Annotated in this window: 19 protein-coding genes; 2 read left to right on the top strand and 17 right to left on the bottom strand. The window is 43.9% G+C overall.

Annotated elements, in window-relative coordinates:
• Positions 1-167: 167 nt before the first annotated feature.
• The 4 genes from AC27HD_RS00175 to AC27HD_RS00160 form a co-directional block, all read right to left on the bottom strand.
• Positions 168-1,553, bottom strand: a complete 1,386-nt coding sequence (locus tag AC27HD_RS00175; protein WP_487103870.1) for a GGDEF domain-containing response regulator — start codon at positions 1,551-1,553, stop codon at positions 168-170.
• A 180-nt stretch (positions 1,554-1,733) separates the two neighbouring features.
• A complete protein-coding gene (locus AC27HD_RS00170) occupies positions 1,734-2,744 on the bottom strand; it encodes a zinc-binding alcohol dehydrogenase family protein (protein WP_487103017.1) in 1,011 nt (336 codons plus the stop codon).
• Positions 2,745-2,758: 14 nt separating this feature from the next.
• Entirely contained in the window at positions 2,759-4,306 is a 1,548-nt protein-coding gene (locus AC27HD_RS00165; RefSeq protein ID WP_487103015.1) for a S10 family peptidase, read from the bottom strand.
• A gap of 158 nt (positions 4,307-4,464) precedes the next feature.
• A complete protein-coding gene (locus AC27HD_RS00160) occupies positions 4,465-5,049 on the bottom strand; it encodes an acyl carrier protein phosphodiesterase (RefSeq protein WP_032096726.1) in 585 nt (194 codons plus the stop codon).
• A 180-nt stretch (positions 5,050-5,229) separates the two neighbouring features.
• Between AC27HD_RS00160 and miaE the strand changes: the two genes are divergently transcribed.
• Entirely contained in the window at positions 5,230-6,024 is a 795-nt protein-coding gene (gene miaE, locus AC27HD_RS00155) for a tRNA isopentenyl-2-thiomethyl-A-37 hydroxylase MiaE (RefSeq protein WP_081926682.1), read from the top strand.
• 176 nt (positions 6,025-6,200) lie between these two features.
• On the opposite strand, the gene AC27HD_RS00150 is transcribed toward miaE, so the two are convergent.
• From AC27HD_RS00150 to AC27HD_RS00140, 3 genes are read right to left on the bottom strand one after another with little or no spacing between them, the layout of a single operon-like run.
• A complete protein-coding gene (locus tag AC27HD_RS00150) occupies positions 6,201-7,796 on the bottom strand; it encodes a M48 family metallopeptidase (protein ID WP_032096727.1) in 1,596 nt (531 codons plus the stop codon).
• Positions 7,786-8,160 carry a hypothetical protein gene (locus AC27HD_RS00145; protein WP_052010237.1) on the bottom strand — a complete coding sequence of 125 codons (375 nt, stop codon included), beginning with the start codon at positions 8,158-8,160 and terminating at the stop codon, positions 7,786-7,788. Before AC27HD_RS00145 ends, AC27HD_RS00150 begins: the two co-directional genes overlap by 11 nt.
• Positions 8,157-9,509 (bottom strand): CHASE2 domain-containing protein, encoded by a 1,353-nt coding sequence (locus AC27HD_RS00140; protein ID WP_487103012.1) that lies wholly within the window; start codon positions 9,507-9,509, stop codon positions 8,157-8,159. The genes AC27HD_RS00145 and AC27HD_RS00140 overlap by 4 nt, the downstream gene beginning before the upstream one ends.
• Positions 9,510-10,057: 548 nt before the next feature.
• Here AC27HD_RS00140 and AC27HD_RS00135 point away from each other — a divergent pair.
• Positions 10,058-10,657 carry a Yip1 family protein gene (locus tag AC27HD_RS00135; RefSeq protein WP_032096728.1) on the top strand — a complete coding sequence of 200 codons (600 nt, stop codon included), beginning with the start codon at positions 10,058-10,060 and terminating at the stop codon, positions 10,655-10,657.
• A gap of 180 nt (positions 10,658-10,837) precedes the next feature.
• On the opposite strand, the gene purF is transcribed toward AC27HD_RS00135, so the two are convergent.
• The 10 genes from purF to AC27HD_RS00085 form a co-directional block, all read right to left on the bottom strand.
• On the bottom strand, positions 10,838-12,358 hold the full coding sequence (purF, locus tag AC27HD_RS00130; protein ID WP_487103010.1) for an amidophosphoribosyltransferase: 1,521 nt from the start codon (positions 12,356-12,358) through the stop codon (positions 10,838-10,840).
• Positions 12,359-12,372: 14 nt separating this feature from the next.
• A complete protein-coding gene (locus tag AC27HD_RS00125) occupies positions 12,373-12,861 on the bottom strand; it encodes a CvpA family protein (protein ID WP_032096730.1) in 489 nt (162 codons plus the stop codon).
• 165 nt (positions 12,862-13,026) lie between these two features.
• Entirely contained in the window at positions 13,027-13,653 is a 627-nt protein-coding gene (locus AC27HD_RS00120) for an SPOR domain-containing protein (protein WP_032096731.1), read from the bottom strand.
• Positions 13,654-13,718: 65 nt separating this feature from the next.
• Complete coding sequence (gene folC / locus AC27HD_RS00115) at positions 13,719-15,020, bottom strand: bifunctional tetrahydrofolate synthase/dihydrofolate synthase (protein WP_487103007.1); 1,302 nt, start codon at positions 15,018-15,020, stop codon at positions 13,719-13,721.
• Complete coding sequence (gene accD, locus AC27HD_RS00110) at positions 15,020-15,865, bottom strand: acetyl-CoA carboxylase, carboxyltransferase subunit beta (RefSeq protein ID WP_487103005.1); 846 nt, start codon at positions 15,863-15,865, stop codon at positions 15,020-15,022. Before accD ends, folC begins: the two co-directional genes overlap by 1 nt.
• A 371-nt stretch (positions 15,866-16,236) precedes the next feature.
• Complete coding sequence (gene truA / locus AC27HD_RS00105; protein ID WP_487103003.1) at positions 16,237-17,028, bottom strand: tRNA pseudouridine(38-40) synthase TruA; 792 nt, start codon at positions 17,026-17,028, stop codon at positions 16,237-16,239.
• A 114-nt stretch (positions 17,029-17,142) separates the two neighbouring features.
• Complete coding sequence (locus AC27HD_RS00100; protein WP_487103001.1) at positions 17,143-21,219, bottom strand: FimV/HubP family polar landmark protein; 4,077 nt, start codon at positions 21,217-21,219, stop codon at positions 17,143-17,145.
• A 550-nt stretch (positions 21,220-21,769) separates the two neighbouring features.
• The gene (locus AC27HD_RS00095) at positions 21,770-22,786 is read right to left on the bottom strand and encodes an aspartate-semialdehyde dehydrogenase (RefSeq protein WP_334062696.1); all 1,017 of its coding nucleotides are present in this window, start codon (positions 22,784-22,786) and stop codon (positions 21,770-21,772) included.
• 149 nt (positions 22,787-22,935) lie between these two features.
• Entirely contained in the window at positions 22,936-24,132 is a 1,197-nt protein-coding gene (locus AC27HD_RS00090; protein ID WP_487102999.1) for a 4-phosphoerythronate dehydrogenase, read from the bottom strand.
• A gap of 158 nt (positions 24,133-24,290) precedes the next feature.
• Positions 24,291-25,046, bottom strand: a complete 756-nt coding sequence (locus AC27HD_RS00085; RefSeq protein ID WP_487102997.1) for a class II aldolase/adducin family protein — start codon at positions 25,044-25,046, stop codon at positions 24,291-24,293.
• Positions 25,047-25,100 lie beyond the last annotated feature (54 nt).

Here is a 25,100-nt window from a genome sequence, read left to right as displayed (position 1 = left end):
TTGTAAACGTTATATTAAAACCAGCATAGCAGTAATATCAGGCTAAATAAAACTTGTAATAACATCTATTTATACTGATTTGAGGAGGGATAGATTAAAAAATAGTGTTAATGGATTTCATCAAGGTGATATCGTCAGCTTGGTAGTTATATCTACTATGCACACATTCAGCCATCGAGATGATTTTTCTCATCAAGTGAAAGTGATTCACCTTCAACTCGATTACGACCCGCTTCTTTCGCTTTATAAAGTAAGGTATCAGCTCGTTTAAACAAGCTCTCTGTAGATTCATTTTGTCGATATTCTGCTACGCCAAAGCTAGCAGTAATGCAGCCAACTACATCCATCTTGCAAGACGCTAATAAGCCTCGCACTTTTTCAGCTAGTTTTAACGCGCCGGCCAGTGCAGTTTGCGTACTCATAATAATGAACTCTTCCCCGCCCCAGCGGGCGAGAATATCCGAGCGCCGAATATTGTCTTTTATAAGATTTGCCACTGACACTAAAACCTTATCACCAACTTGGTGACCATAAGTATCATTAACCTGTTTAAACAAATCGATATCAATAACGATTAACGTTAGGCTATTTTCATAGCGATTCGCCCTACTTAACTCATGCTCTAGTTCGAGCTCAAATTTTCGACGATTATAAATTCCAGTAAGCTGGTCGGTAACAGACAGCAACTCAATGCGCTTCTTATCGGTAATATCTTGATAGAACCCAGTGAAGCCTAGTAATTCATCCGTACTATCAGTTTCTGGCTCGATGGACGCATCCACATAAATCACCGTGTTATCTTTTGACCGTGCAGTAATTTCACCTGACCACGCTTTGCCATTCAAAAGGGTAGAATACATATCTTTTAACACATCAGAGGGTGTATCTTGCTCACAAAGCACTTTATGAGTCTCTCCAACAAGGTCATAAGAACTAAAACCGGTAAGCTCAGAAAACGCAGTAGACACGTGAGCAATACGTCCGTCTGCGTTAATATTGGCAGATAGGACATGCTTATCGACCAATACTTGAGCGCGAGTGAGCCGCTTATTTGTGCTATTTAATTGCTGGTTGCGTTGATGTATTTCAAAGCTTAACTTTCGGTTCTCCTGTTTTAGTTTTCGTTTTTGAAGAAGATCTTGAACGGCAACGATTAGTTCGCTCTGTTTCCATGGTTTATTTAGAAACCGCTGAACTAAACCGGTATTAATCGCAAATTCCAACGAATCACTATCTGAATACCCTGTAATGAGAAGACACTCTGGCACATCATCAAGCTCCAACCCGTTCACCTCTGCTAAAAATTCAGCACCAGTCATGTCGGGTAGCTTCATATCGGTGATTATAATATCGAAGGTTTGAGACTTAATAAGTTCAAGTGCACTGAGACAAGATTCTTCAATGTGAATGTCGCCAAGAGAGCGAAGCTGGCGGCGCAAAGCGTGCAATATAAACACTTCATCGTCTACGCAGAGAATTGATGGTTTATCGATATTTTCTTTTTCTTGTTCAAAACCACTGAAATCTTTTGAACCGTCAGTAATATCGCTCACATTCTTCAAGCTCTACTCCGCTCTATTTTTAGAAATCACCACTTCTAAAAAATAGTCGGTTAGCGCAAAAATTCAAATACTCCCACTCATGCTGCATTAATGAAACACTCGTCGAGCACGAAAAAAGGCACAAAAAAGGGCGTATAAACGCCCTTCTTGTCACTTAGTGATAGGTATTTTTTAAAAACCCTCTAGCACGAGTTTACCGACAGCGGTTCCGGCCTCAAGCTGCTTGTGCGCAGTAATAAGGTTTTCGGCATTTATTTTCCCTAAATGCTTACCCACTGTGGTTTTGATTTTTTTATTATCAACCAAATCGGCGACATGTTTTAGCAGACGGTGCTGTTCAATCATATCGTCGGTTTCAAACATGGAGCGAGTGAACATAAACTCCCAATGCAGCGACAAGCTTTTTTGCTTAAGCTTCGATACATCAATACTTTCAGGGTCGTCAATTAACGCTAGCTTGCCTTTCGGTTTCATTACCTCAACAAACATCTCTATATTGGCTTCGGAATTAGTTAAGCTGGCAACGTGAGTGACCTGCCCTACATTAAGTGCCTTTATTTGCTCGGCCATCGGTTTACTGTGGTCGATTACATGATCAGCGCCGAGGGATTTAACCCACGATTTCGTCTCATCTCGAGACGCTGTGGCGATAACTGTAGCGCCAGTTAGCACCTTCAGTAACTGCAGCATAATAGAGCCTACTCCGCCTGCGGCTCCAACCACGAGCACCACTTCATCACTTTTTTCTTGTTGCTGTTTTAGCAACAGGTGATCAAACAGTAATTCGTAAGCCGTAATGGTAGTCAGCGGCAGCGCTGCCGCCTCGCTATCAGACAACGACTTTGGCGCTAGTGCTACAATGCGCTCATCAACCAATTGATACTCTGCGTTGGTGCCTTGACGAGTAAGGTCTCCTGCGTAATACACACGATCGCCCACCGCGAATGCCGTGACATCGCTTCCTACCTCCTCCACTACGCCAACGGCATCCCAACCAAGTATTTTTGGTTGTCCTTGTGGCTCAACCCGTTGCCGAATTTTGCAATCTACTGGGTTAACGGCGATGGCACTAATTTTTACAAGTAGATCGGTGCCTGTTGCACTGGGCTTTTCAACTTCGATATCTTCTAGCGCATTGTCATCAACTATCGCCAACGAGCGAGTGTAGCCTACGGCCTTCATTATCAACTCCTTAATTAACGTTTATACATAGCAGGCATACCTTCACCAGGCGTGCTGTTTTTAATGAACTCGCGTAAATCTTGATTCGATGATTTCAAATCGTCACGACGAAGGTACATCATATGCCCACTTCTATAGCCTTTAAAACTTAAACGGTCTTTCATTGCACCGCTGTGATCTAGCTGCCACATGGTGTATTTGGCATCAAAATAATTGGTTGCACCATCGTAATAACCAGCTTGAATCATGACATTTAAATAGGGGTTTTGAGCCATCGCTAGGCGCAAATTGCTTCCCGTATTGTTATTACTTCTGTCCCACGGGCGAACTGGACCAAACATGTTGTATTTAATGTCGGTTTTATACGCTAGCTCTTCGCGAAGATAGTAGTTAATGGCCGGCGTAAACGAGTGCAACCAAGAGGTAAGCTCGGCCCAGTAGTCTGGTCTATCACCACTTTGCTTAGCATCAATACCTAAATAACGACTGTCTAGTCTGCCAAGGGTTTTGCCTTCATCGCGCAGCAACTCTTTCCAGAAAAACGCGGTACTTACATCTAAATTATTCTGCGAAACGGCATCTTCACTTAACCCAGAGTAACGAGCCATTTTTGCCAACACCTTGCGCTTTTCTTCTGGCTCGATAAAGCCACCTTTCGCTAATGCCGGTATTAGCTCGTTAATAGTAAAGTCTTCTACTTCTGGAAGTAATTCAAGCAGGTCCTTGCTTTGAAGCTCTGAATCAAGCTTATTGTGGTACCACGCTGCAGCAGCAAAGTAAGGTAAGCGGTTAGCCGCTTTTACCGGGCCATTACGCTCAATACCAATATCGGTTGGAGAAACTAAAATAACGCCATTTAAGTACATCCACTGACGATTTTGTAGTTCAAGGGCAAGGCCTGACACCCGCGTAGTACCGTAGCTTTCGCCGATGAGATATTTAGGAGAGCGCCAGCGATTGTTTCTGGTAACGAAGGTATTTACCCAATCTGCAAGGTAGCTAATATCGGCATTAACGCCGAAGAACATTTTTTTCTGCTCTTCTTGTGACGGCATTTTGCCCTCGGCATTTGGCAACACTCTGCTATAGCCTGTATTAACCGGGTTAACAAATACAATGTCAGCGGCATCTAATACTGAGTATGGGTTGGTTTGTACGCCATAAGGCTGCACTGGATAGCCTTCATCATCGATATTGAGAATACGAGGCCCTGTATACGCTACATGCATCCATACTGACGCAGAACCAGGCCCGCCGTTAAATGAAATGATCAGGGGTCTTTTGGCATCATCTTTTATATCTGTGCGCTTGTAGTAAGTATAGAAAAGCGTTGCGACAGCTTCATCCTTACCATTCCACACTGGCTGGGTGCCAGTAGTGGCGCTGTATTTAACGCGCTTGCCTAAAATTTTGGTCTCATGTTCGGTAACAACTTTACTGTCTATTTCGATAGCACGGTCGTGTTCCTGTGCAATAGTGTTAAACGTAAATAGTGAAAGAAACAGCAGGCAATACGTCGCTGCCGCTTTACGAGTGCTTGAGTAGGATATTGTCATTTTCATACACGCTTCTTTTTGTTTGGATTATTGACACAAACACTATAACCCTAGTGGCTTATTCTCTCTAATTAGAACGATAAGTTAACGAAATTAGTCGATATACCTCTGTATAGGCTTATTCACACATATGCTCGAAGAGAATGCGGTTCCGCTAAGGGCGGTTAATTTTCTATCGCCTTTTCATTAACATGCTCAATAAGCTCAGGAAGAAACGAGAGAAACAAGCTCTCCAATTTAGCTTTATTGCTTGCAATATCATCCACACTTTTATGAAAGTCGTTTTTAAAGCGAATGCGTTTTGCTACCACCGTAATGGCCTTAGCAATTCCCTCTTCTCTTGCGTAATCGTCGAACCAGTTATGAGTGATCATATGACCAACGCTATGCTGCATTGTGCGTGGCATTTGCGGCAGCCGCATTTCTAGCAGTTCAAATCGCTGAGAGCAAAATGATGAAAATGACTGGTCAGAAAAACGAGCCCAATGCTTAATTAACAGGTGATCAAAATAGATATCAATAGCGACGGGAGCGTATCGACGCCTGCTTTGATGAAACAGTGTTTTCGCTTCTTTCACTAAGTCGTGTTGGTCAGTGAATTTGTCCACTACATAATGATTCTCAAGCCCCCGCCGCACATCCGATGAGAAAGAAGTGACATCGACTCCCCGACGAAAGTCGCCTAGCAAATTACCAAATTGGGAATCTGCCGTTGGTTTAGCGAGAAAAAGATGAGCTAAATAATTCATAATGTTGTTTGGTTCTTATTTCGGTTGTGTGTAACAGGGGCCATCAGGTAAAATTTATAAAAAATGGTCAGCAACGCTGCCAAGTAGTCAGCGCTTATGCTGTCAGTACATGCATCCAGCATTATTACAAGAATGCTAATCGTAACAGTTTTCACGTCATTTCATCAGGTAAGTACATTAATGTCTGCAATATCATCTTCAGAAATATCTTCTCTCCTTGAGCCAGTAAATGCATTTTTGCAATGTAATACACCAGACGCATGGTTAGATGAAGCAAAGAAAGAAGAGAACCTTCGTATGCTGCTTACCGACCATTTAATTTGTGAGTTGAAAGCTGCCCAGAGCGCAATGTACTTACTTCGCCGTTATGTAGCAGATGAAGAAACCAGTAAAGTACTACTAGGCTGGCTTAAACCTTATGAAGACTTTACGTATAGACACGTTGGCGACTGGCAGTCGCTAAACACGAAGCATTTATCAAAGAGCGTGTTCAATGTTGATGGCTTAGACAGCGTTAAAAAAGACATGTTGGATAAAATGGTCATGTTGATTAAAGAAGAACTTCACCATTTTTATCAAGTGCTTGAGATAATGCATCGCCTTGGGTTTGAGTATAAATCGGTAACCTCTAGTCGCTACGCTAACGGACTACTTAAACACGTTCGCACCTACGAGCCAGAGAAGTTGGTGGATAAGCTCATTTGCGGTGCTTACATTGAAGCGCGCTCCTGTGAGCGTTTTGCCAAGCTTGCTCCACATGTGTCTGATGAACTCGGCAAGTTTTATGTGTCGTTATTACGCTCAGAAGCACGCCATTTTGAGGACTATTTGACCCTTGCCGAAACAATTGCGGGTAAAGACATTTCAGACCGTATAAGATTGTTCGGAGATGCAGAAGCAGTACTTATCGAAACGCCAGATGAAGTGTTTAGATTTCATAGTGGACACCCTGCTATTGAAAGCTTAATGGCTTAACTACGATCGTAAACTAGTTGATCGACCTCATTTTATTTAAAAAAAGGGGCCGCGCTTGAATTAAGCGCAGCCCGTTTTTTATTGTTAAAAGCCTTAGAAACTTTTTGCGATAGAAGAACTGAATTAAATCTACACAGCTTTTACCTAGTGAGTATTTCCAACTTTATAATCACTAATTAACTTATCCTTTCTCTTAACGACTGACAGCTTACTTTAAACTCGTCGTATTTTTCACATTTATCGAGAGTAGAAAGAGCTTCCTCATTATTACCAGTATTCGAAAGAGCGATACTTTTTTGTATTATAAATAAGCTTTCATTACCGAATGTATTTTCCGCACTTTCAATAGCAGCAAGAGCATCTTCAAATTTTTGTTGCTTCATTAAACGCTCAACCCTTATTTCTACAAGAGAGGGAGACGCATCCTGCCATCTTTCAATTAAATCTAAATTCTGCATTGCTTTGATGCTGTCACCTTTGGCCATACGTATGTTGTACATAAGCTCTCGCATATAGGGGTGGTTTTTTGTGAGTGAAGTTTGTGATTCACGAGCAAGCGACATCGCTGTATCAATATCGCCCGCAGACAAAGCATTAGAGGCTTCAAACGCTACCTTATAACTACTCAGTACCGTTGCAACTTCTGGAACTTCTTTTACTTCATTCCATTTCTGACGATCTACTTTGCGCCTTACCTCATCACGATACACTCTTAATGCGTAAGACTTTATATTTTCTTCTCTCACATCAGGCGCCATGTGGCGTTTTTGAAAGTAATCAGCGGCAGTTGAAAGAGATGTGCTTAGTCCTTCTACTAGGAATGCGTTAAACTGCTGGCTGATCCCTCCTAAATCTCCTGCTTTGAAGGCTCCAGTTAGAGCTTCTTGCTGCTTTTCCCAAAAAGCAGACAGCATGCCTTCTTGCTTTCCTTGAAAGTTTTCTAGCCGTTCTAGCACATGAGAGTGAGCTCGCGGAGAATATCCAGCAGCAATTGCAAGGTCAAACCCTAACAAATCCGCTTCATCTTCTTGAGTTCTCTTCCAAGCCGTATTCCAAACACTATCAGACACCGTTTGTATCACAGCATTGTAAACCATTGCCTTTGAAATATTGTCACTGCCCTGCTCGCTTGGATTATATTCAAGTGTTCTTGATTTACCCTGTTTTACAAAGCTCGTGTCTTTCGCAACGTTTGCCATAACGATTGCGCTGGCTAGCATATTAACGTTTTCTTTATTGTCTTGAACTACAGCGTCCCGCTCGTGATGACGCATAAGAATGTGGCTAACCTCATGCGCAATAAGAATAGCTAACTCGTCTTCGCTTTCCACATTGTTCAGTGTACCAATGGGAATGCTTATCATACCGAAGGAATCAGCATAGGGCGCAAAAGACTGAGAATGAACCACTTGAATTTGAACGTTTACTGGACTGCCATCCCATTGAGCCATGAGGTTATCAAGAATACCGTCTAGGTATTTTTTTAATCTCGGAGAATGAACGACGTGAGACTGCCGAATTTGCTGCTTTGGGATATCCTTTCCAGAGTAACTGATCACTCCTTCAGTGCCACTAAATTCATCTTCTCGCTGTTTGTATTCAGCAACTTGTGGTTGAGAGATGTACTTTCCATCGAAGCTATTGTGAATACTCTTGCCAGTGAGGTTACCCACTGCATCGCCCATTCCTTCAATAGTGCTTTGGCAAGCACTGATCGCGCATAAAGAGCCCAAAATAATGGTTAGCTTAGTAAAAGTAGAATTAATTCGCATCTTCACACGCTCCCCCAAAACCCATGGTGCCGGTTTCTCTTTTATCCTTTGCCCCTGTCTCACTTATTTTATAACAGGGTAAATCGACTACCTTTCCTTTATTCAGCTGTACGAAATATGTATCCAGCCACACTCCCTCTCCCTTTGAATTCTTTATTTTAACGAGGTCGAGTACATCGTTTCTCTCAAGTACGGGTATGTCAGTACTTGGAAGAGTGTCTACGGCGACTGTTGCAATTACCTTCCCTTTTGCATCGAGTGTTTCAATTTCATCAACACTAAAGCCTGTAATGGCTAACGGTTCATTTGCTATTACACTAAACGTCATGAGTAACGTTAGTGCGGCAGAATATTTTTTCATCATACGATTTTCTCCTTGGTAAGACCTTTAAGGTATGTAATAGATGTTTTTAACGGTGTGAATAACCTTATTTTTACTGCAAAAATAGAGAGGATAAGTGTTAACTGTGCTACCCAATTGATTGGTTCAAAATTAAGTAGATATGAAAAAACGATAACGACAGCTAAGAGAAGTACAATAAGAATTATGGCCGAGACCGCTATAAACCTTTTATCGCTTGCACCAATATTCTTATTTTCAGACTGCCTTTCAGCAACCTTCTCTCGCCACATAAAGACCAGCAGAAACAATAAACAATCGGTTATATCTGCCAAATCGATATTACCCAAAACCGTTGGTGCAGGTCTGAAATAATGCTCTTTGTACGTTATCAAGTTATCAAGTGCCATTGCGTGAAAATAAACTCCGGCTACTTTTCCATGTACAGGTGAATATACTTCATCACGTGCACCTTGAATTAATGCGCCAACCATCACGAACTTGTCTTTTAAAAGATCTTTCAGAATCTTTTTATCCTCACTTTTAGTGGCAGATAGATAGTCTGGTGGCAATGTAGTGGAGTAAGCACAACGTTGACGCCACTCTGGAACAAATTTCCAAAATACCTCTGACAGAAGAATTTGCGACATTGTTGTCAGCGTATGTTGCTCTGTCATGCAGCTTGCATTATTCGTCAAGCTATACTGGGCGCTAGATAGTTCCATTCCCCACTGCAAAGCAATTGGCGGTGGTGTTTCAGGAATAGAACACAGAGAGTCGCCGTTGCAATATTGGCTGTATAGGGCAAAGGCAGGGGTAGATAAAGAGTCAATCTGTGAGGGATAGTAGCTGTCATAACCGTCCCATTGAACTATAACTGGATCAGTACTTGAAAAGAAATTGGAGCCGGACAGCGCCGAATTATTAACACGTGGAAGATAGATCGGTACTCTTGAGCTGTACCTATCGAAAATATTGGCTAATGGCTCGGGGGAATCTCCCCGCGCAGACCTATCATGTGTGTAAAGTAGATCAACAAAAAGCCCTTTTGGCTCGTATGATAAAATTCGCTTAAATAAACCGGCTTGCTGAACGTAAGAGAGGGGCCAACTCAATCCATTGTTATTGAGATAATCATCATTTATGAGCACCACGACAATTTCGTCTTGCCCTTTACTGCTATAGTAAAGGGCATTTACCCTATTTAGGATATCTGCAGATGCATTGTCAGTCGCAGTGGTTATCTTGAACGGATCGAGAAGGATTAAGAATACTAGCGCTGCAGAGCGAATCCATAACCCTAGTCTTCCCCAATGCCGACTTTCAGCAAATGCTATAAAATACAATACGAGCGCTTTAATGATTATGTCCATATCTATCATTGTTCAGCTTAGTATTTACCGTTGGGTGTGTATTTGTCAATAACGCTGTAAAAATGTACTGATTTTAAAAGTTTGATTGAATAAACTCAGTCTTCAGATATATAGCCTTGGCCGAAAAACTCAAAACGTTATAAACACTGCCCCGCCAAACAGATGATTATTTAGTCAATATTCATTGACGCCCGTATGATCTTACTGCACACTAAAATTGTAAAAATATTGTTAACGGCAGTTAGCAGCGTGCTAATTTAAGTTCTTATGTAAGTTCTGATGTAAGCGCCAATGTAAGTTAGAGAGGTGCAAGTTTGGAACTTACAGCTTCTAAAGCTGGAAAACTTGAGAAACAGCAAGCACGCTTTATGTATTTTGAGTCAATAACAGGCGGTCACTGGTTTACATACAAATAAACCGCTGTGTTTGCCTTACCGAGTTCGCCTTTTGTGCCCGCTATACCGCGTTCACTTAAGGGTAAAACCTCACTGCCAAAACAATACACTCGTTCGTTTTATAATAATAACGTTGTTAAGAAGGCAGGGACTATGATTTTAAATCACCTCATCGGTATCTACACTCATCCAAGAGAAGAGTGGCAGACAATTGATACTAAACACGAAAACTATTTCTACGCGCTTACCCATATTGCATTTATTGCACTTATTCCTTCTGTCGTTGCTTATTATTCTAGCGCCCATACAGGCTGGAGTATTGGTGCAGGCGACGTTATAAGACTTAGCGAAAACAGCGCTATTATGATGGGTATAGGCATGTACTTCGGTTTAATAGCTGGAGTGGTTGCGCTTGCGCTTTTAATTCATGAGCTTGCAAAGGCGTTTGATAGCACTCCTACCTATACACAATCACTTGAGCTTGCCGCCTACACAGCCACTCCCCTATTTATGGTGGGCTTAGCTGGTCTTTACCCTGAATTATGGGTGGTGATGACGGCACTTTTAGTGGGCATTAGCTACTCGGTTTATTTGCTTTACTCTGGTGTTCCCATTCTTATGCACATGCATGAAGACAAGGGCTTTATTTATTCTAGCTCGGTGGTCACCTGCGGCCTTGTGTTGTTAGTCATATTAATGACCGGCTCGGTGTTAGTATGGGGATTATCAGGTGGGCCTGTTTTTATTCACTAACGTGGTGATGTTAACGGGTTTGACGTTATCGTATTAGTAATAAACACAAAAATGCCGCTTTGAAAGCGGCATTTTTAATGGTTTCTTTTCCAAAGTGTCATCTCTGCACACTGACCTTCGCAATAGTAAGCACAATAGTGTTCAAAACAGCATTCACCAAAGTACTCGTGATTGCATCAACTAGTTAGAGTCCATGTTGTGAACATCTAAATTGCTAAGCTCAGCCTGCATGGTCGGCGCTTGGTTCGATTTTTCACCACGAGACATATCAATTCGCTCTAAATATTCTTGGTCTATGTCTGCAGTAATATAGTTTCCGTCAAACACTGATGTTTCAAAACGCTGAATACTTTCGTTTTCTTCACGAACTGCTTCTACTAGGTCTGAAATGTCTTGGAAGATAAGACCATCTGCCTGGATTAAGTCTGCTATTTGATCAATCTCACGACCATAAGCAATGAGTTCGTTAGCTGATGGCATATCTATGCCATACACATTTGGAAAACGTATTTCAGGTGCTGCTGAAGCGAAGTAAACCTTTTTGGCTCCCGACTCTCTTGCCATTTCGATAATCTGGCCTGACGTCGTGCCGCGAACGATAGAGTCATCAACTAGCAGTACACTCTTACCTTTAAACTCAGACGAAATCGCATTTAGCTTTCGGCGAACCGACTTTTTACGTAGCGTCTGGCCCGGCATAATGAAGGTGCGACCAATGTAGCGGTTTTTCACAAAACCTTGTCTGTAAGGTAAATCAAGGGTAGTAGCAATTTGCAGCGCTACATCCATCGACGTTTCAGGAATTGGGATTACTACGTCTATCTCTAAGTCAGACCATTCACGCTTAATCTTTTCACCGAGTTTTCGGCCCATATTTACACGTGATGCATACACTGAGATGCCGTCGATAAAGCTGTCGGGGCGCGCAAAGTATACAAACTCAAAAATACAGGGAGAGGTGATTGGGTTTTCCGCACACTGACGAGTATGCAACTGGCCTTCTTCGGTGATAAATACAGCTTCACCAGGCGAAACGTCGCGAACAAATTGAAAGCCTACTGCATCAATAGCGACACTTTCAGAGGCTACCATCCACTCTTCACCCACTTCTGTCATTCGCTTACCTAACGCAAGCGGGCGAATGCCGTGTGGGTCGCGAAAAGCAACAATACCCTGGCCAATGATGGCTGCAACCACCGCATAGGCACCGCGAATTTTCTTATGTACCTTTGTGACCACTTCAAAAATGTGCTCGGCACTTACGCTTAAGCCAGCAACTTGTTGTAACTCGTGGGCTAAGATATTAAGCAGTAATTCAGAGTCGGATGTAGTGTTGATATGGCGACGGGCAATGCGGAATACTTCCTGCTGAAGATCGTGGGCATTAGTTAAGTTACCGTTGTGAGCAAAGGCTATACCAAACGGTGAGTTTACATAGAAAGGCTGCGCCTCTGCTGAACTTGATGTTCCCGCTGTTGGGTATCTAACATGCCCAATCCCCATATTGCCCGTTAAACGCTTCATATGGCGGGTGTGGAAAACGTCTCGCACCAAACCATTGGCCTTGCGCAAGTTAAACATATTCTGATCGATAGTCATTATACCTGCAGCATCCTGCCCGCGGTGCTGAATAACCGTCAAACCGTCATAAAGAGACTGAGCTACGGGGGTTTTACCAACTATTCCGACAATACCACACATGTGCGTTACCTATTTTAAACGGGATTTAAGAAACTGGATGAGCCTTTCACATACGTGAAAAACCACTCAATAATGACACCAAACTCAGGAATTAGTACTGACGCCTGCCACCACAATGCGGTTGCAGCACCAGTAAAGGTATCCATAAAAAAGAGTAAAGCGCTAACAATGAGAACACCGCGCAATGCGCCAAAAACAATGCCTAGTGCACGGTCGGTGCCTGATAAGCCTGTGGCTTGAACTAGCTGGCTAAACACATAGTTAACCATGCCACCTAGTATAAGTGTAGAGACAAATAATGCCGCAATAGCTGCGCCATTTTTAATGTAAGGATCGTCTATGGCAGTAAAGTAAATGGCAAGGTCGGCATAAAAATTACTGGAAATGAAGAGTGCAGAAAACCACACCACAAGCGAAATGGCCTCTTTAACAAACCCTCTGATAAGGCTTATTAAGGTCGATACCGCAATGATACCCAATATGGAGAAGTCAACCCAGTTCATTGTCTCTTTATTGCGTTGATGTTGCCTAACCTATGCTAGACAAACTGCCGTTGGCGAGATGGCGCGCATTCTAACAGAAGCCAAAAATATTACTAGTCTGTAGTAAACAGTCTGTAACAAATTAGCTCCTCCATTAGTATAAAAACGCGCCTTTAATTTTTCAGGTTATTCTACTTTGAAGGTCGTGACCTTGCCTTTAAGCTTAGTGAGTTCCTTTAAATGCGGCAGTGCCGATTCAAGCTTTTGTTTGTCTAAATCTGGACCGACAAAAACTTTGTTCAGTAACCCTGAGCTGGTTTGGATTTTACGGCTAAACGCTCGATAACCAGCGCGTTCAAGCTTCGCCAGTAAGCTTTTTACATTTTTTTCGTGTCTGAAGCTTCCCAGCTGAATGACCCACCCTGCATCTTCTTCGGCAAGATCATTGCTAGCTTCTATTACGGTTTGGCTGGCAAGCTCATCTTTGGGCTTAGGAGAAGTTGAAGTCGTTTGCGTGTCATCGCTTGCTTGCAATTCGCTTGCCTGCAACTCGCCCTTCTCTTGAGACTCGTATACATCGTCAAGCGCTTCGGCTTCTTCAACTTCTACTTCTGGCACGGCGGCTCGTGCAACGCGCTCAGAAGGAAACGGCTCAGGCTCTACTATTGGCTTTATCGGTGGATTTGCAGGCACTGAAACGAAAGGCTCTCGGTTCGTCTGTTTTTTGCCATCGAGAAAGTCAGGTAAGAAAATAACGGCAAGAGCCACTATGATAATGGTTCCTACCAATCTATTCTTTAATGCCGATGTCACTGCTGTCTCCTGCTTGAATGACTGCGCCCGTTCCCTTTTAAAAATTGAAAGGGCGAATTCGCGATTTATTGGCTTTGCTTTACAAGCACGTCTGCCACGGTAACAAATGATCCAAACACTAAAATAAGCTCATTTGCCTGATAATCTGCAAGTGCACTTTCATAAGCTAAGGTAACATTGTCGTATGTGGCTATATTCTCTATGGTTGTGCCGGCATTCACAAGGGCATTTTCAAGAACCTGCGCTTCACAGCCCCTAAAACCTTGGGTACTTGCAACGTACCAAGAAGCATTGAGTGACGATAAGGGTGCTAGCGTTTCAGCGATTGATTTGTCTTTCAACATGCCTACCACAACGCGATACTTATCGACCTTATACCGAGATAGCCACTCTTGCATTGACGCAGTGGCTTGAGGGTTATGCGCCACGTCTACAACCACAAGAGGTTGCTCGCTTATTTGTTGCTGTCGCCCCGGCATGGTTGTGTTGCGCATAACGGTATTCAACGCGGCTTCATCGGGTAATAAACCAAGCATTTCCAGGGCCGCTAATGCTGTGCTGGCATTTTGAAGCGGAATATTTGGGTAAGGAAGCTTTGCAAAAGTATGCTTTTCCCCTTTCCACTGCCATTCACTATGATCAGCTTCTACAGCAGCGGTGAAATCTTTTGTTGCCCAGCGAGCGTTCACCTGTAACTCATCGACAACGTCATACAATGTTGACGGTGGGAACAAATCCCCGATAACTGCATTGCCGTTTAACCGCATTATGCCGGCCTTCTCTCGGGCTATTTTTTCACGCGTATTGCCAAGCCAATCTTGGTGGTCGAGGTCGATGGTGGTAATCACAGCTAAATCGGGGTCGATAATATTTGTGGCGTCTAGCCTTCCACCCAAGCCTACTTCTAATATGGCGATATCCACCTGCCAGTCTTGCATCATTTTCATTGCGGCAAGGGTGCTAAACTCGAAGTAAGTGAGCGTTATGTCGCCCCTTGCATTTTCTATAAATTCAAACGCCTCAACAAAGGTTTGCTGTTGAGCAAGTTCACCATTAATACGAACGCGCTCGCAATAATCAATAAGGTGGGGAGAACTGTACACTGCTACCGTTTTTCCTTGCGACAGCAACGACTGTTCAAGAAGGCGGCATGTTGTGCCCTTGCCATTGGTACCGGCAACAGTAATGACAAGTGATTCACTGAGGTTAAGCAACATGGCGTTTGCCACGTCCTTCACTCTTTCTAACCCCATATCAATGGCGCTAGGATGAATTGATTCTAGGTAGGATAGCCATTGGCCCAGGCTTTTTTTATCACCAGATGGCGTTTGCTCTGAGCCGCTGTGTTTATTGTTTTCGTTATTCACTAATTTTTGTAATGCAACTTGGTCAACAAGCCGTGTAATTTATCACGCATATCTCTGCGGTCAACAATCATATCGATTGCGCCTTTTTCCACGAGAAATTCACTGCGCTGAAACCCTTCAGGAAGTTTTTCACGAACGGTTTGTTCAATAACGCGAGGACCCGCAAAACCAATTAAGGCTTTAGGCTCAGCAACGTTAATGTCACCTAGCATTGCTAAACTTGCAGACACACCGCCCATTGTTGGGTCAGTAAGTACTGATATATATGGCAAACCTTTCTTGCTCATTTTGGCCAGTGCAGCGGAGGTTTTCGCCATTTGCATTAACGACATAAGGGCTTCTTGCATACGCGCGCCGCCACTGGCAGAAAAACAAATAAGCGGCGTATTGTTTTCAAGGCATGCATTCACTGCAGCAACAAAACGCGCACCAACTACAGAGGCCATTGAGCCGCCCATAAAGGCAAATTCAAAACACGCCACCACAACAGGCATACCTTTCACTTTTCCCTGCATAACCACTAGCGCGTCTTTTTCATTGGTCGACTTTTGCGCCGCGGCAATACGATCTTTATAACGCTTGGAGTCTTTAAATTTTAATAAGTCTTGAGGCTCGTGCTGGGCACCAAGCTCTACGCGATCGCCCTCGTCTAAGAACGCATCAATACGACGGCGGGCTGTTATACGCATGTGGTGGTCGCACTTAGGGCAGACTTCTTGTAATTTTTCTAATTCAGTTTTGTACAATACTGCCTGACAAGAGCCACACTTTGTCCAAATTCCCTCAGGTACATTGCCCTTTGTTGAAGTTTGTGTGCGTGGAAGTATTTTTTGAATCCAGCTCATGGAAATTGAATCCTTTGTTTTGACTGCCGGTATTTGTTTTTAATCTTGAGTACCAGCAATACATTAATTTATGTCTTTGACAACGTTACAAGAAAAAATGCGTAACCTGAAAAAGCAGCTATCTAATATAGCGCGCTATTAGACCACAATACAACGAAATGGAAAAAACAAAACTGGTCTAAGAAGTTAACTCGGACCAGTTTTGATTGTGTGATAGCTGTGTTTAAGCAGTTAGCTTACTGTATGAAATTGAAGCGCAAGTTTGGGCCTAGCCTTTGAACTCTGGCTTTGAACTTACATTTTAAACTTAGCTTTGGACCTAAGTTTCAGCGCTAATCTTTAGCGCTAGAGGCAAGCACTAGGTTTTAACGTTAGCTTTCTGGCAAGAATAATGGACCAAGCGGCCCTTTAGGAAGCCCGTATTCACCGGGATAAGTCACATCAACAAGATAGAGACCGTTCGGCTTTGCTGTAGATGCCGCCTTGCTTCTGTCTTTTAGCGCCAGTAATTCCGTAATCCATTCTATGGGTTGCTCTCCCGCCCCAACTTCAACCAGCGAGCCCGTTATGTTGCGCACCATATGATGTAGAAATGCATTGGCTTTAATATCAATGACAACATAGCGTCCTTGTCGATAAACGCTCACGCTTGTCACGTTTCTAAAAGGGGTTTTGCTTTGGCAAAGAGAGGCTCTGAAAGAAGTAAAGTCATGCTCGCCGAGTAACGCTTGAGCTGCCTCATGCATTTTCGCAGCATCTAAGGGCTTGTGAACATGAGTGACACCGTGATTCAGAATTGCGGGTCGCATTTTACTGTTGTGAATAATGTATCTGTAGCGGCGATGGGTAGCTGAGAAGCGCGCATGAAAATTATCATCGACACCTTGTGCCCAAGTTACGGCGATAGTGTCTGGCAAGTTGGCGTTAACACCAAGAGTCCAGGCACGTTCAGCGCGAGGGACATCGCAGTCGAAATGAACCACCTGCCCTGTGGCGTGCACACCGGCATCGGTTCTACCTGCACACTGAACTTGAATTGGCTGATTAGCCACTTTTGATAACGCTTTTTCAAGATACTCTTGAACACTGGGCACTTCTCGCTGGCGTTGCCAACCAAAAACAGAAGCACCGTCGTATTCAATCCCTAAGGCAATTCGCCCCATGATTCTGCTACCTCTTAACTAAAAGCCGCCAAGTTTAGTCATATGGCACTTAACATGCAATATGTGGTAGATAAGATGACAGATAAGATGGCACGTAACATACAAATAGTCGGATTAGTCGATGGTCTTCAAAATAGTATCAGCTTCCTGCTTTTGCTCTTCACTTCCCTCACGCATGACTTCTTCGAGAAGCTCCTTTGCAGCATCTACATCTTCCATTTCAAGATACGCACGCGCTAAATCTAGGTTCGCATTTTGTCCTGCGTCTTTATCAATATCGATAACGGAATCTGTATCGTTAACGCCTGTAAAGTCGGACAGACTCACATCTAAATCAAGAGGCTGACTATCTGGATCGTTAAACGTTGTATCATCGCCGTCATCCATTAGCGCCTCTACATCTAAGAAGTCTTCAGCGCCGTTACTATCGCCACCCATCTCAACGGAAGGCACATCGTTAAGTAAGGCTTCTAAATCAAGGTCTGGATTATCTAACTTTAGCTCTTCTTTATTTTCCTGCTCAAGCTCCTCTTGCGAAGAAGCTTCTTGCGCCTCGTCCGAGCTATCATTTCCGTCAACATCATCGACGTCAATATCAGGCAATGATAGGTCATCCAGCTCGCTGTCATCATCGTCTAGTTCAAATGCGTCATCATCTAGCTCGAAGGTATCGTCTTCTTTTGGCGGATCTATTGATTCTTCCGGCTTAACGGTAGATTCATCGCTGCTTTGAACAGTATTTGAATCTGCTGGTGTATCTGCCTCTAAGCTTTCAAGTAACTCGTCAAACTCGGCACTATCTAACTCATCGAAAATCTCTTCATCTTCAATATCGTCATCACTTTCACCAGACAGCCAATCATCAAGACCTGGTACATCGCCCAGCTCGTTAATATCGTCGTCACTTTTTTCTGAATCAGCTGAGTCGTTTGATTGCTCTTGTTGTTCAGGTTCTTGCTGAAGCTCAGGCTCTTTGTTTTTGTTTGGCTCTTCGCCGTCAATTTCTTGCTCTAGCGAAAAAGCGTCTACGTCATCGAATGCATCATCGAGGATGCTATCGTCATAGTCATTTTCGTCCTGCTCTTCTGACGAATCCGATTCGGATGCCTCGGGCTCAACAGATTCACTCTCGGTCGAATCAGGCTCTGTTGAATCAGGCTCGGCGTCTCCAAACGACGGAATATCATCCATCATGTCTTTTTCGAAGTCGTTTAACGCATCATCTAATGGGTCTGCTGAAGGCTCTTGTTTAGCTGAAGGCTCTTCATCATCTTCCGGAACTAGTGCTTCACTGACATCTTCCGGCGCATCTAATTCTTTATCTTCTTCAGGAGCAAGCTCTTCACCAGCTTCTTCGGAAACGTCAGATTCTGCAGTTTCATCAAAGGATGCGTCTACCTCAGCTGAAAGCTCTTCTTCCTCTAGATCTAGCTCTTCATCTTCCTGAGGAGCTAGTTCTTCACTAGCTTCTTCGGAAGCATCAGGTTCCGCTGTTTCATCATTGGATGAGTCTTCTTCCGCAGAGGTTTTTTCTTCGGCTGAAGGCTCCTCTTCCACTGAAGGCTCTTCATCATCCTCCGGAACTAGTGCTTCACTTACATCTTCGGGCGCATCTAATTCTTCATCTTTTTCAGGAGCAAGCTCTTCACCAGCTTCTTCGGAAACGTCAGATTCTGCAGTTTCATCAAAGGATGCGTCTACCTCAGCTGAAAGCTCTTCTTCCGCTGAAGGCTCTTCTTCCGCTGATGGCTCTTCCTCAGCTGAAGGCTCTTCTTCCGCTGATGGCTCCTCTTCCGCTGATGGCTCCCCATCCGCTGATGGCTCTTCTTCCGCTAGAGGCTCTTGAATATCATCAGAGTCTGAGCTTTGCAATTCTGCAAGCAATTCATCAGTTAAAGGATCGCTTACTTCTTGTTCAAAGGCCGCGTCTTCATAGTCTGGGTTGGCAGAGTCTTGTTCGCCCTCAACGTCCTCATCAGTCTCATCGCTTTCTATATCTTCTTCAGCTTCTGGCTCAAGTTCTGCCTCTAGCTCAGCTAATAAGTCGTCGGAAAGAGAGTCATTAAAGTCGTCTTCTTGTTGAGCGGCATCTTCAGGTTGCTCGTCTACTGGTTCTTCAGTTGCGGGAGCAGCGTCAGCAGACTCATCCTCATCAGGCATTTCACTTTGCAGCTCGGCAATTAGCTCATCTGACAAGGGATCTGAGAAATCGTCAGCGTTTTCTATATCGTCGCTTTCAATTTCATCATCTAACATTTCATCGAGGCCGTCAGTGATGGAATCGAAGTTTTGTATTGATTGAGGCGAAGGTGCTGCCGAAGTGATCTCTTCTTCTAATTCATCGTCGTCAAAGTCTTCATCGTCATCAAGGCCGCCCATCATTTCAATTTGCTCAATTTCATTGAGTAAATCGTCGGTAATTTTGCTTATTTCTTTGTCTTGTTGATGTATCTCGTCGTCGAGTTTCTCGAGCATTTCTTCATCAATAAGATCATCTTTGCTGTCTAATTCGTCAGTCAGTGCCGTATCTGGCGCGTTTTCTTCTAGCAGATCGTCAATGCTGATTTCGGGCTTTTCGTCTTCATCGTCAACAGTAGGTAGTGACGCCGTTTCTGTGGCACTATCTAATAAATCGTCAATATCATCTTGTGATGCATCGCCCCCACTGTTTTCAAGCAGCGCATCTATGTCATCTACATCCACATCTTCGTTCGCGGATGAGTCGTCTTCGCCGAACTGGTCTAATATATCGTCAGGGTCTACTTCTTCTGATGAGTCTTCATCTGAAGAGTCTTGGCTTTGCACATCGTCTAACAAATCATCAATATCAAAATCATCGTCTGAAGCGGATGTGTCTTCTTCTGCTTCAGCACCTTCTTGATCGTCAGAGTCGTTATCACTGTCGTTGCTTTCATCAAACAGATCATCGTCTTCAGATAAGTCGATACCGTCTAAACCTTCAGTTTCATTCTCATTCAGCACTTTGTCAGACAAATCATCGTCGTCGAATAAACTGTCTAACTCGCTCTGGTCGAGCTCATCATCACCCGCTTCGAATAAGTCGTCTGTATCATCATCTGGTACCAACAGATCGTCTTCGAGGTCGGCAAAGTTTTCAAGCTCATCGTCTAAGCTTTCTTCAAGGTCTGATGTTAATACGTCATCGAGCAAGTCGTCATCGTTAAACAAGTCGTCGTCAGTGAGTTCGTTATTATTGTCTAAATCGGGCGCTAGCGCGCTTGATAGGTCGCCTAAATCGCTGTCTGGAACCGGTACATCATCATCGTCGCCCAATGCACTAGGTGGCGCTGCTGGCGCATCTTCAGGCTTGCTGTTGCGCTTAAGCAACCATGTAATAAGGCCACCAACTAGTAGCAAAGACAACACTGCCGTGCCTATTATCAAGCTAATTGGACTCATTAATTTATTTAAAATAGAGTCTTGCTTTTCTGCGGCTCTTTCTGCCTGCTCTGCTCTTATCATATCAAGCAGTTCTTGCTGCAGTGCCACTTGCATATCAAGCTGTTCTTTTACGTCGCCCTCTACTTGCCCTCTTAACGATTCAAGCTCGCCATTTACCGCATCAACGCGCTCATACAACTTTCTATTTTCGTTCAATATTTCTTGAACATTGTCGAGTGACGCTGCGAACTGCATACGCAATTCGTCAAACTGTCGAGTTTGCTCTGCATCTAATCGAGTTATTTTTTTCTCGATGTCGGTTTGCGTTTGTGAAAGGTCGTTTTGATTAACAAGCGGTGAAGACGGCTTGATATTTTTGATACTGCTGCCTGGCTTATTAAGGGCTTCAGCAAATTCACGTTCGTCCTGCTCGGCACGCAATTGCGCTTGCTCTTTACTGATGCGGGCAATGTATCGCTCTGAGGGAAGTTTAAGCGTTGCGCCGTTAACTAGCAGGTTGAGGTTACCGTTTTCAAATGCATCGGGGTTCAGCTCGTAAATAGCTGTCATAACCTGATACACGCTAAGATTATTGTTCTGTCTGTAGCGCTCGGCTATGCGCCAAAGCGTATCGCTAGAGTCGATGGGGCCGTACTCAAGACCAGAGAATTGATCGCTAGCGTCTTTTGGTCCTTTCAATAAGGTCGCTGTTTCTTGCGCATTTACTGAAGATATAGGGGCAAACAAACAAAATGTAAGTAAAAGTAAGCCCGTCAAATGCAATTTCATAGCAGTCCTATATGCCCTCAAGCGTCTTTACCACCCTTTTAGGTTGATGGATTTTTGCGCCAGCTTATTCCAAATAAAACGTGCTGGCTTTTATTTTTATTTTCAATTTCGTGTCGTCATTCATAGTGAATAGCGATGTACACATCGCCTTGACCATCCGCCTAATACAAAAAAAGTCGAATGGCTTCGCTAAGTGTCTGACTGAATACTAATTTTCGCAAGTTTAAAAGCCCAATCTTTAGACTATAAACCAGTTAACCAGGGCAATCTAGTGAGCGGTGCCGTTTTAGCGCCATTTTCACTAAATGCGTGCTGAGTGCCCTTTACTAACCTAATTGTTCGAAACCACTCGCTTGTCACATGCTGGTTTGAAACAACCTGTATCGCGAGTAACGTGTACTTCTCATAGTGTCATATCGGCAAGTAGTGAAAAATGTTTATTATTTACTTACCGATACAACAACCTATCTAGGGCTTACCCTTATCTAGCCCTTGCGGCCACCCTGATACTGTGATGCTGCTGTGATGCTTTTGTGATAGCAGTGTGCTGTTACATATAGTCGCGAATGAGCGTTTCTGCTATTTGAATACTGTTAGTTGCAGCACCTTTTCGAATGTTATCCGACACTACCCAAAGGTTTAGGCCGCAAGGATGCGTAATATCATTTCTTACGCGGCCCACATGCACCATATCATTCCCGCTGGCACTGCTTACCTGAGTTGGAAACTGCTCTGCACCTTCATACAGGGTTACGCCTGGTGCATCCGCAAGCAACTGCTTAACTTGCTCTGCATCAATGGGGGAATGCGTCTCTAAATGAATAGCTTCAGCGTGACCATAAAACACAGGCACACGTACTGCTGTGGCATTCACTAAAATGCTATTGTCACCCATTATTTTCTGAGTTTCCCACACCATTTTCATTTCTTCTTTGGTGTAATCGTTATCTTGAAATGCATCAATTTGAGGAATTGCGTTAAACGCTATTTGACGACTAAAGGCATCGGGTTTTACTTCGCGCGCATTCAGCAGACCAGCTGTTTGCTTTGCTAGCTCTTCCATAGCGTCTTTACCTGCGCCAGATACCGATTGATACGTACATACGTTAATGCGTGATATGCCCACTGCGTCTTGGATAGGCTTTAACGCCACCATCATTTGAATAGTGGAACAGTTAGGATTAGCAATGATATTGCGATTGCGAAAATCGGCGAGCGCGTGAGCATTTACCTCTGGAACCACTAATGGAATATCGGGGTCGTATCGAAACTCTGAGGTATTGTCGATAACAATACAGCCTTCTTCGGCCGCTAGCGGCGCAAATTTCGCAGAGATACTGCCACCTGCAGAGAAAAATCCAAATTGAACACGTGACCAATCGAACTCATCAGCATCTTCAACTTCAATATCTTCGCCTTTAAATGAAACCGTGCTGCCTGCAGAGCGTTTACTAGCTAAAGGGTATAAACGGTTTATGGGAAAGCCGCGCTCTTCCAATAACTCAATCATCGTTTGCCCAACTAAACCTGTTGCGCCAAGAACTGCAACGTCAAACGCTTGCGACATAATGTTTTCTTCTCCTAAATTTTAGTAAGCACACTACGCGCTTAGCTAATGGGGTATTTAAAATATTGATATAACGCCATCTTCACTCGCATTACTGCCAGTTAGGCCGCGCGTACAGCAAGTGATTGGCTCTAAATTCGAAACAATAACTACTGCGCTTGCTCACGCTGTACCGAAAACCCTAGGTTCTTAAGGGTTTTCGCAATTTCTTCGCTGGTATTATGTGGCACCACTAATGTGTGTGCACTGCACTCTCTTCGTACCCGATACCGCTTGCGCAATGCTGCAAACTGCGAGGCCACACTTTCACCGTGGGTATGGGCGTCAGCGTTTTCTATTTGTTTAACTGACTGCCTCATTGTTATATCGTCAATGGCGATATCGTAAATTCGGTGGAACACATCCATTAAATCATCTACGGATAATCGCGTTTGTGTCGGGTGTTGCAAAGATACCTTGATAGGCGGAATTGACTCTAAAAAGTCAGACAACGTTTTGGTCGCTTTTTGGCCTGTGCGGTGGCAAATTTGCTCGTATATCATTTGTGTGCCGCGCACTTTTCCCTCAACCGAATGACCGGCAATATGAGGCGTAACAAACCAGCAGTGGTCAAAGAGACGGGTATCGATACCTGGCTCGTTATCAAAAACATCGAGTACCACGGTTGGCGCGTAGGGTGAAGTTAAACGAGCGTGTAAAGCGAGTTCGTCTATGACTTCGCCGCGACAGGCATTAATGAGTAACTGATGCTCATTAAGTTGGTTTAGCAATGCACTATCAATTAATTTACCTGTTGGATGAGGCCCACCGCGTACAAACGGTACGTGTAGCGTAATCACGTCGCAACGTGCAATGTCATCCATTTCTACAAACGCTCTTTTATCTCCTGCTTCTTGAAGCGGCGGATCGCACAGCACATAGCTAACGCCTACAGCGTCAAGCAATACAGAAAGCGCAGTACCCACGTTACCCGCACCCACAATACCAACCGTTGCCGAGTATAAATCCAGCGTTTTGCTTTTTTGGGCGTGCAGCAGAACGCTGAGTACATACTCGGCCACCGCAACGGCGTTACATCCGGCGGCTGAACTGTGCGCTATATTGTTAGCGTTTAAACAGGCCTTATCGATGTGATTGGTTCCAGCGGTGGCGGTAGTAACAAACTGAAGTTTGTTTGCATCTTTAAGCAGCTCGGGCGTTACCTTTGTGGTAGAGCGAAGGGCTAAAATATCGATATCAGCAAGGTCGCTTGCCACTAAATTTTGCCATGCGTAAGTGATTACCTCGCCTACGTTGTCAAGGTAACTCTCGCCAAATGGGATAGTGTCTTCAAGAAGTATTTTCATGGTTACAAGTTTACCCCAAAATAGGGCGATAGTAACCCAATTAGACGGGTAAACTTGTGCTCACGCTTAGCACTGCATGCGCTAGGCGTTTTTTTAATCGAACATTTTTCTCAAGGCTTGCTTTAATCAGAAAAACGTCGTTTTTTGTGCTTCTTTATTTAGGCGTCAAAGCCTGGGAAACGCCTTTCTACTCTGCGCTTTATACCAGGCCATGCCAACGAACCACCAGCCTGTTTAGTGACTTGGGCTGCCTGAGCTTTAATCCCCTGCAGTATTGCAGAGTGGATAGGAATAAGCTTTTGGCCTGTGGCCTGGGCTTTTAACTGAATTTCGCAGGCTCGCTGCATAATAAACATAAACAGAAATGCGTCGGCAATATTGTCTGCACAAGTTAGCAAACCATGATTGCGCAGGATCATAAATTGGGTATCGCCCAAATCTCTCACCAAGCGTACTTTTTCATCGGGATTCAAGGCGACGCCTTCATAGGAATGATAAGACAGCGACGCAAGCGGAAATAGCGATTGCTGTGAATAGGCCTGAAGCCCGTCTTCGAGTACCGATACAGCCACGCCCTCAGCAGTGTGAAGGTGCATGACGCACTTTGCATCATCACGGGCTTCGTGCACTGCACTGTGAATGGTAAACCCTGCAGGATTAATGTCGTACTCACTGTCCATCACTTTATTGCCGTGAAGGTCTACTTTTACCAAGCTAGATGCCGTTACCTCGTCGAACATCATTCCATATGGATTAATAAGAAAATGATGCTCTGGTCCGGGTACCCGAGCAGATATGTGAGTAAAAATAAGGTCGTCCCAGCCATACATGGCCACAGCACGATAACATGCGGCTAAATCTACACGGGCCTGCCACTCTTCTTCGCTCACCTGAGACTTTACAGATTCACTCATAACTCACCTCAAATAGTGTTGTAATTTTTTGCTACCTTACCCCTGAAAACCGGT

Source organism: Alteromonas sp. 4NS20-0143 (assembly GCF_057542855.1).
The sequence above is the reverse complement of the archived record's forward strand: the minus strand, read 5'-3'. Positions and strand labels throughout refer to the sequence as shown.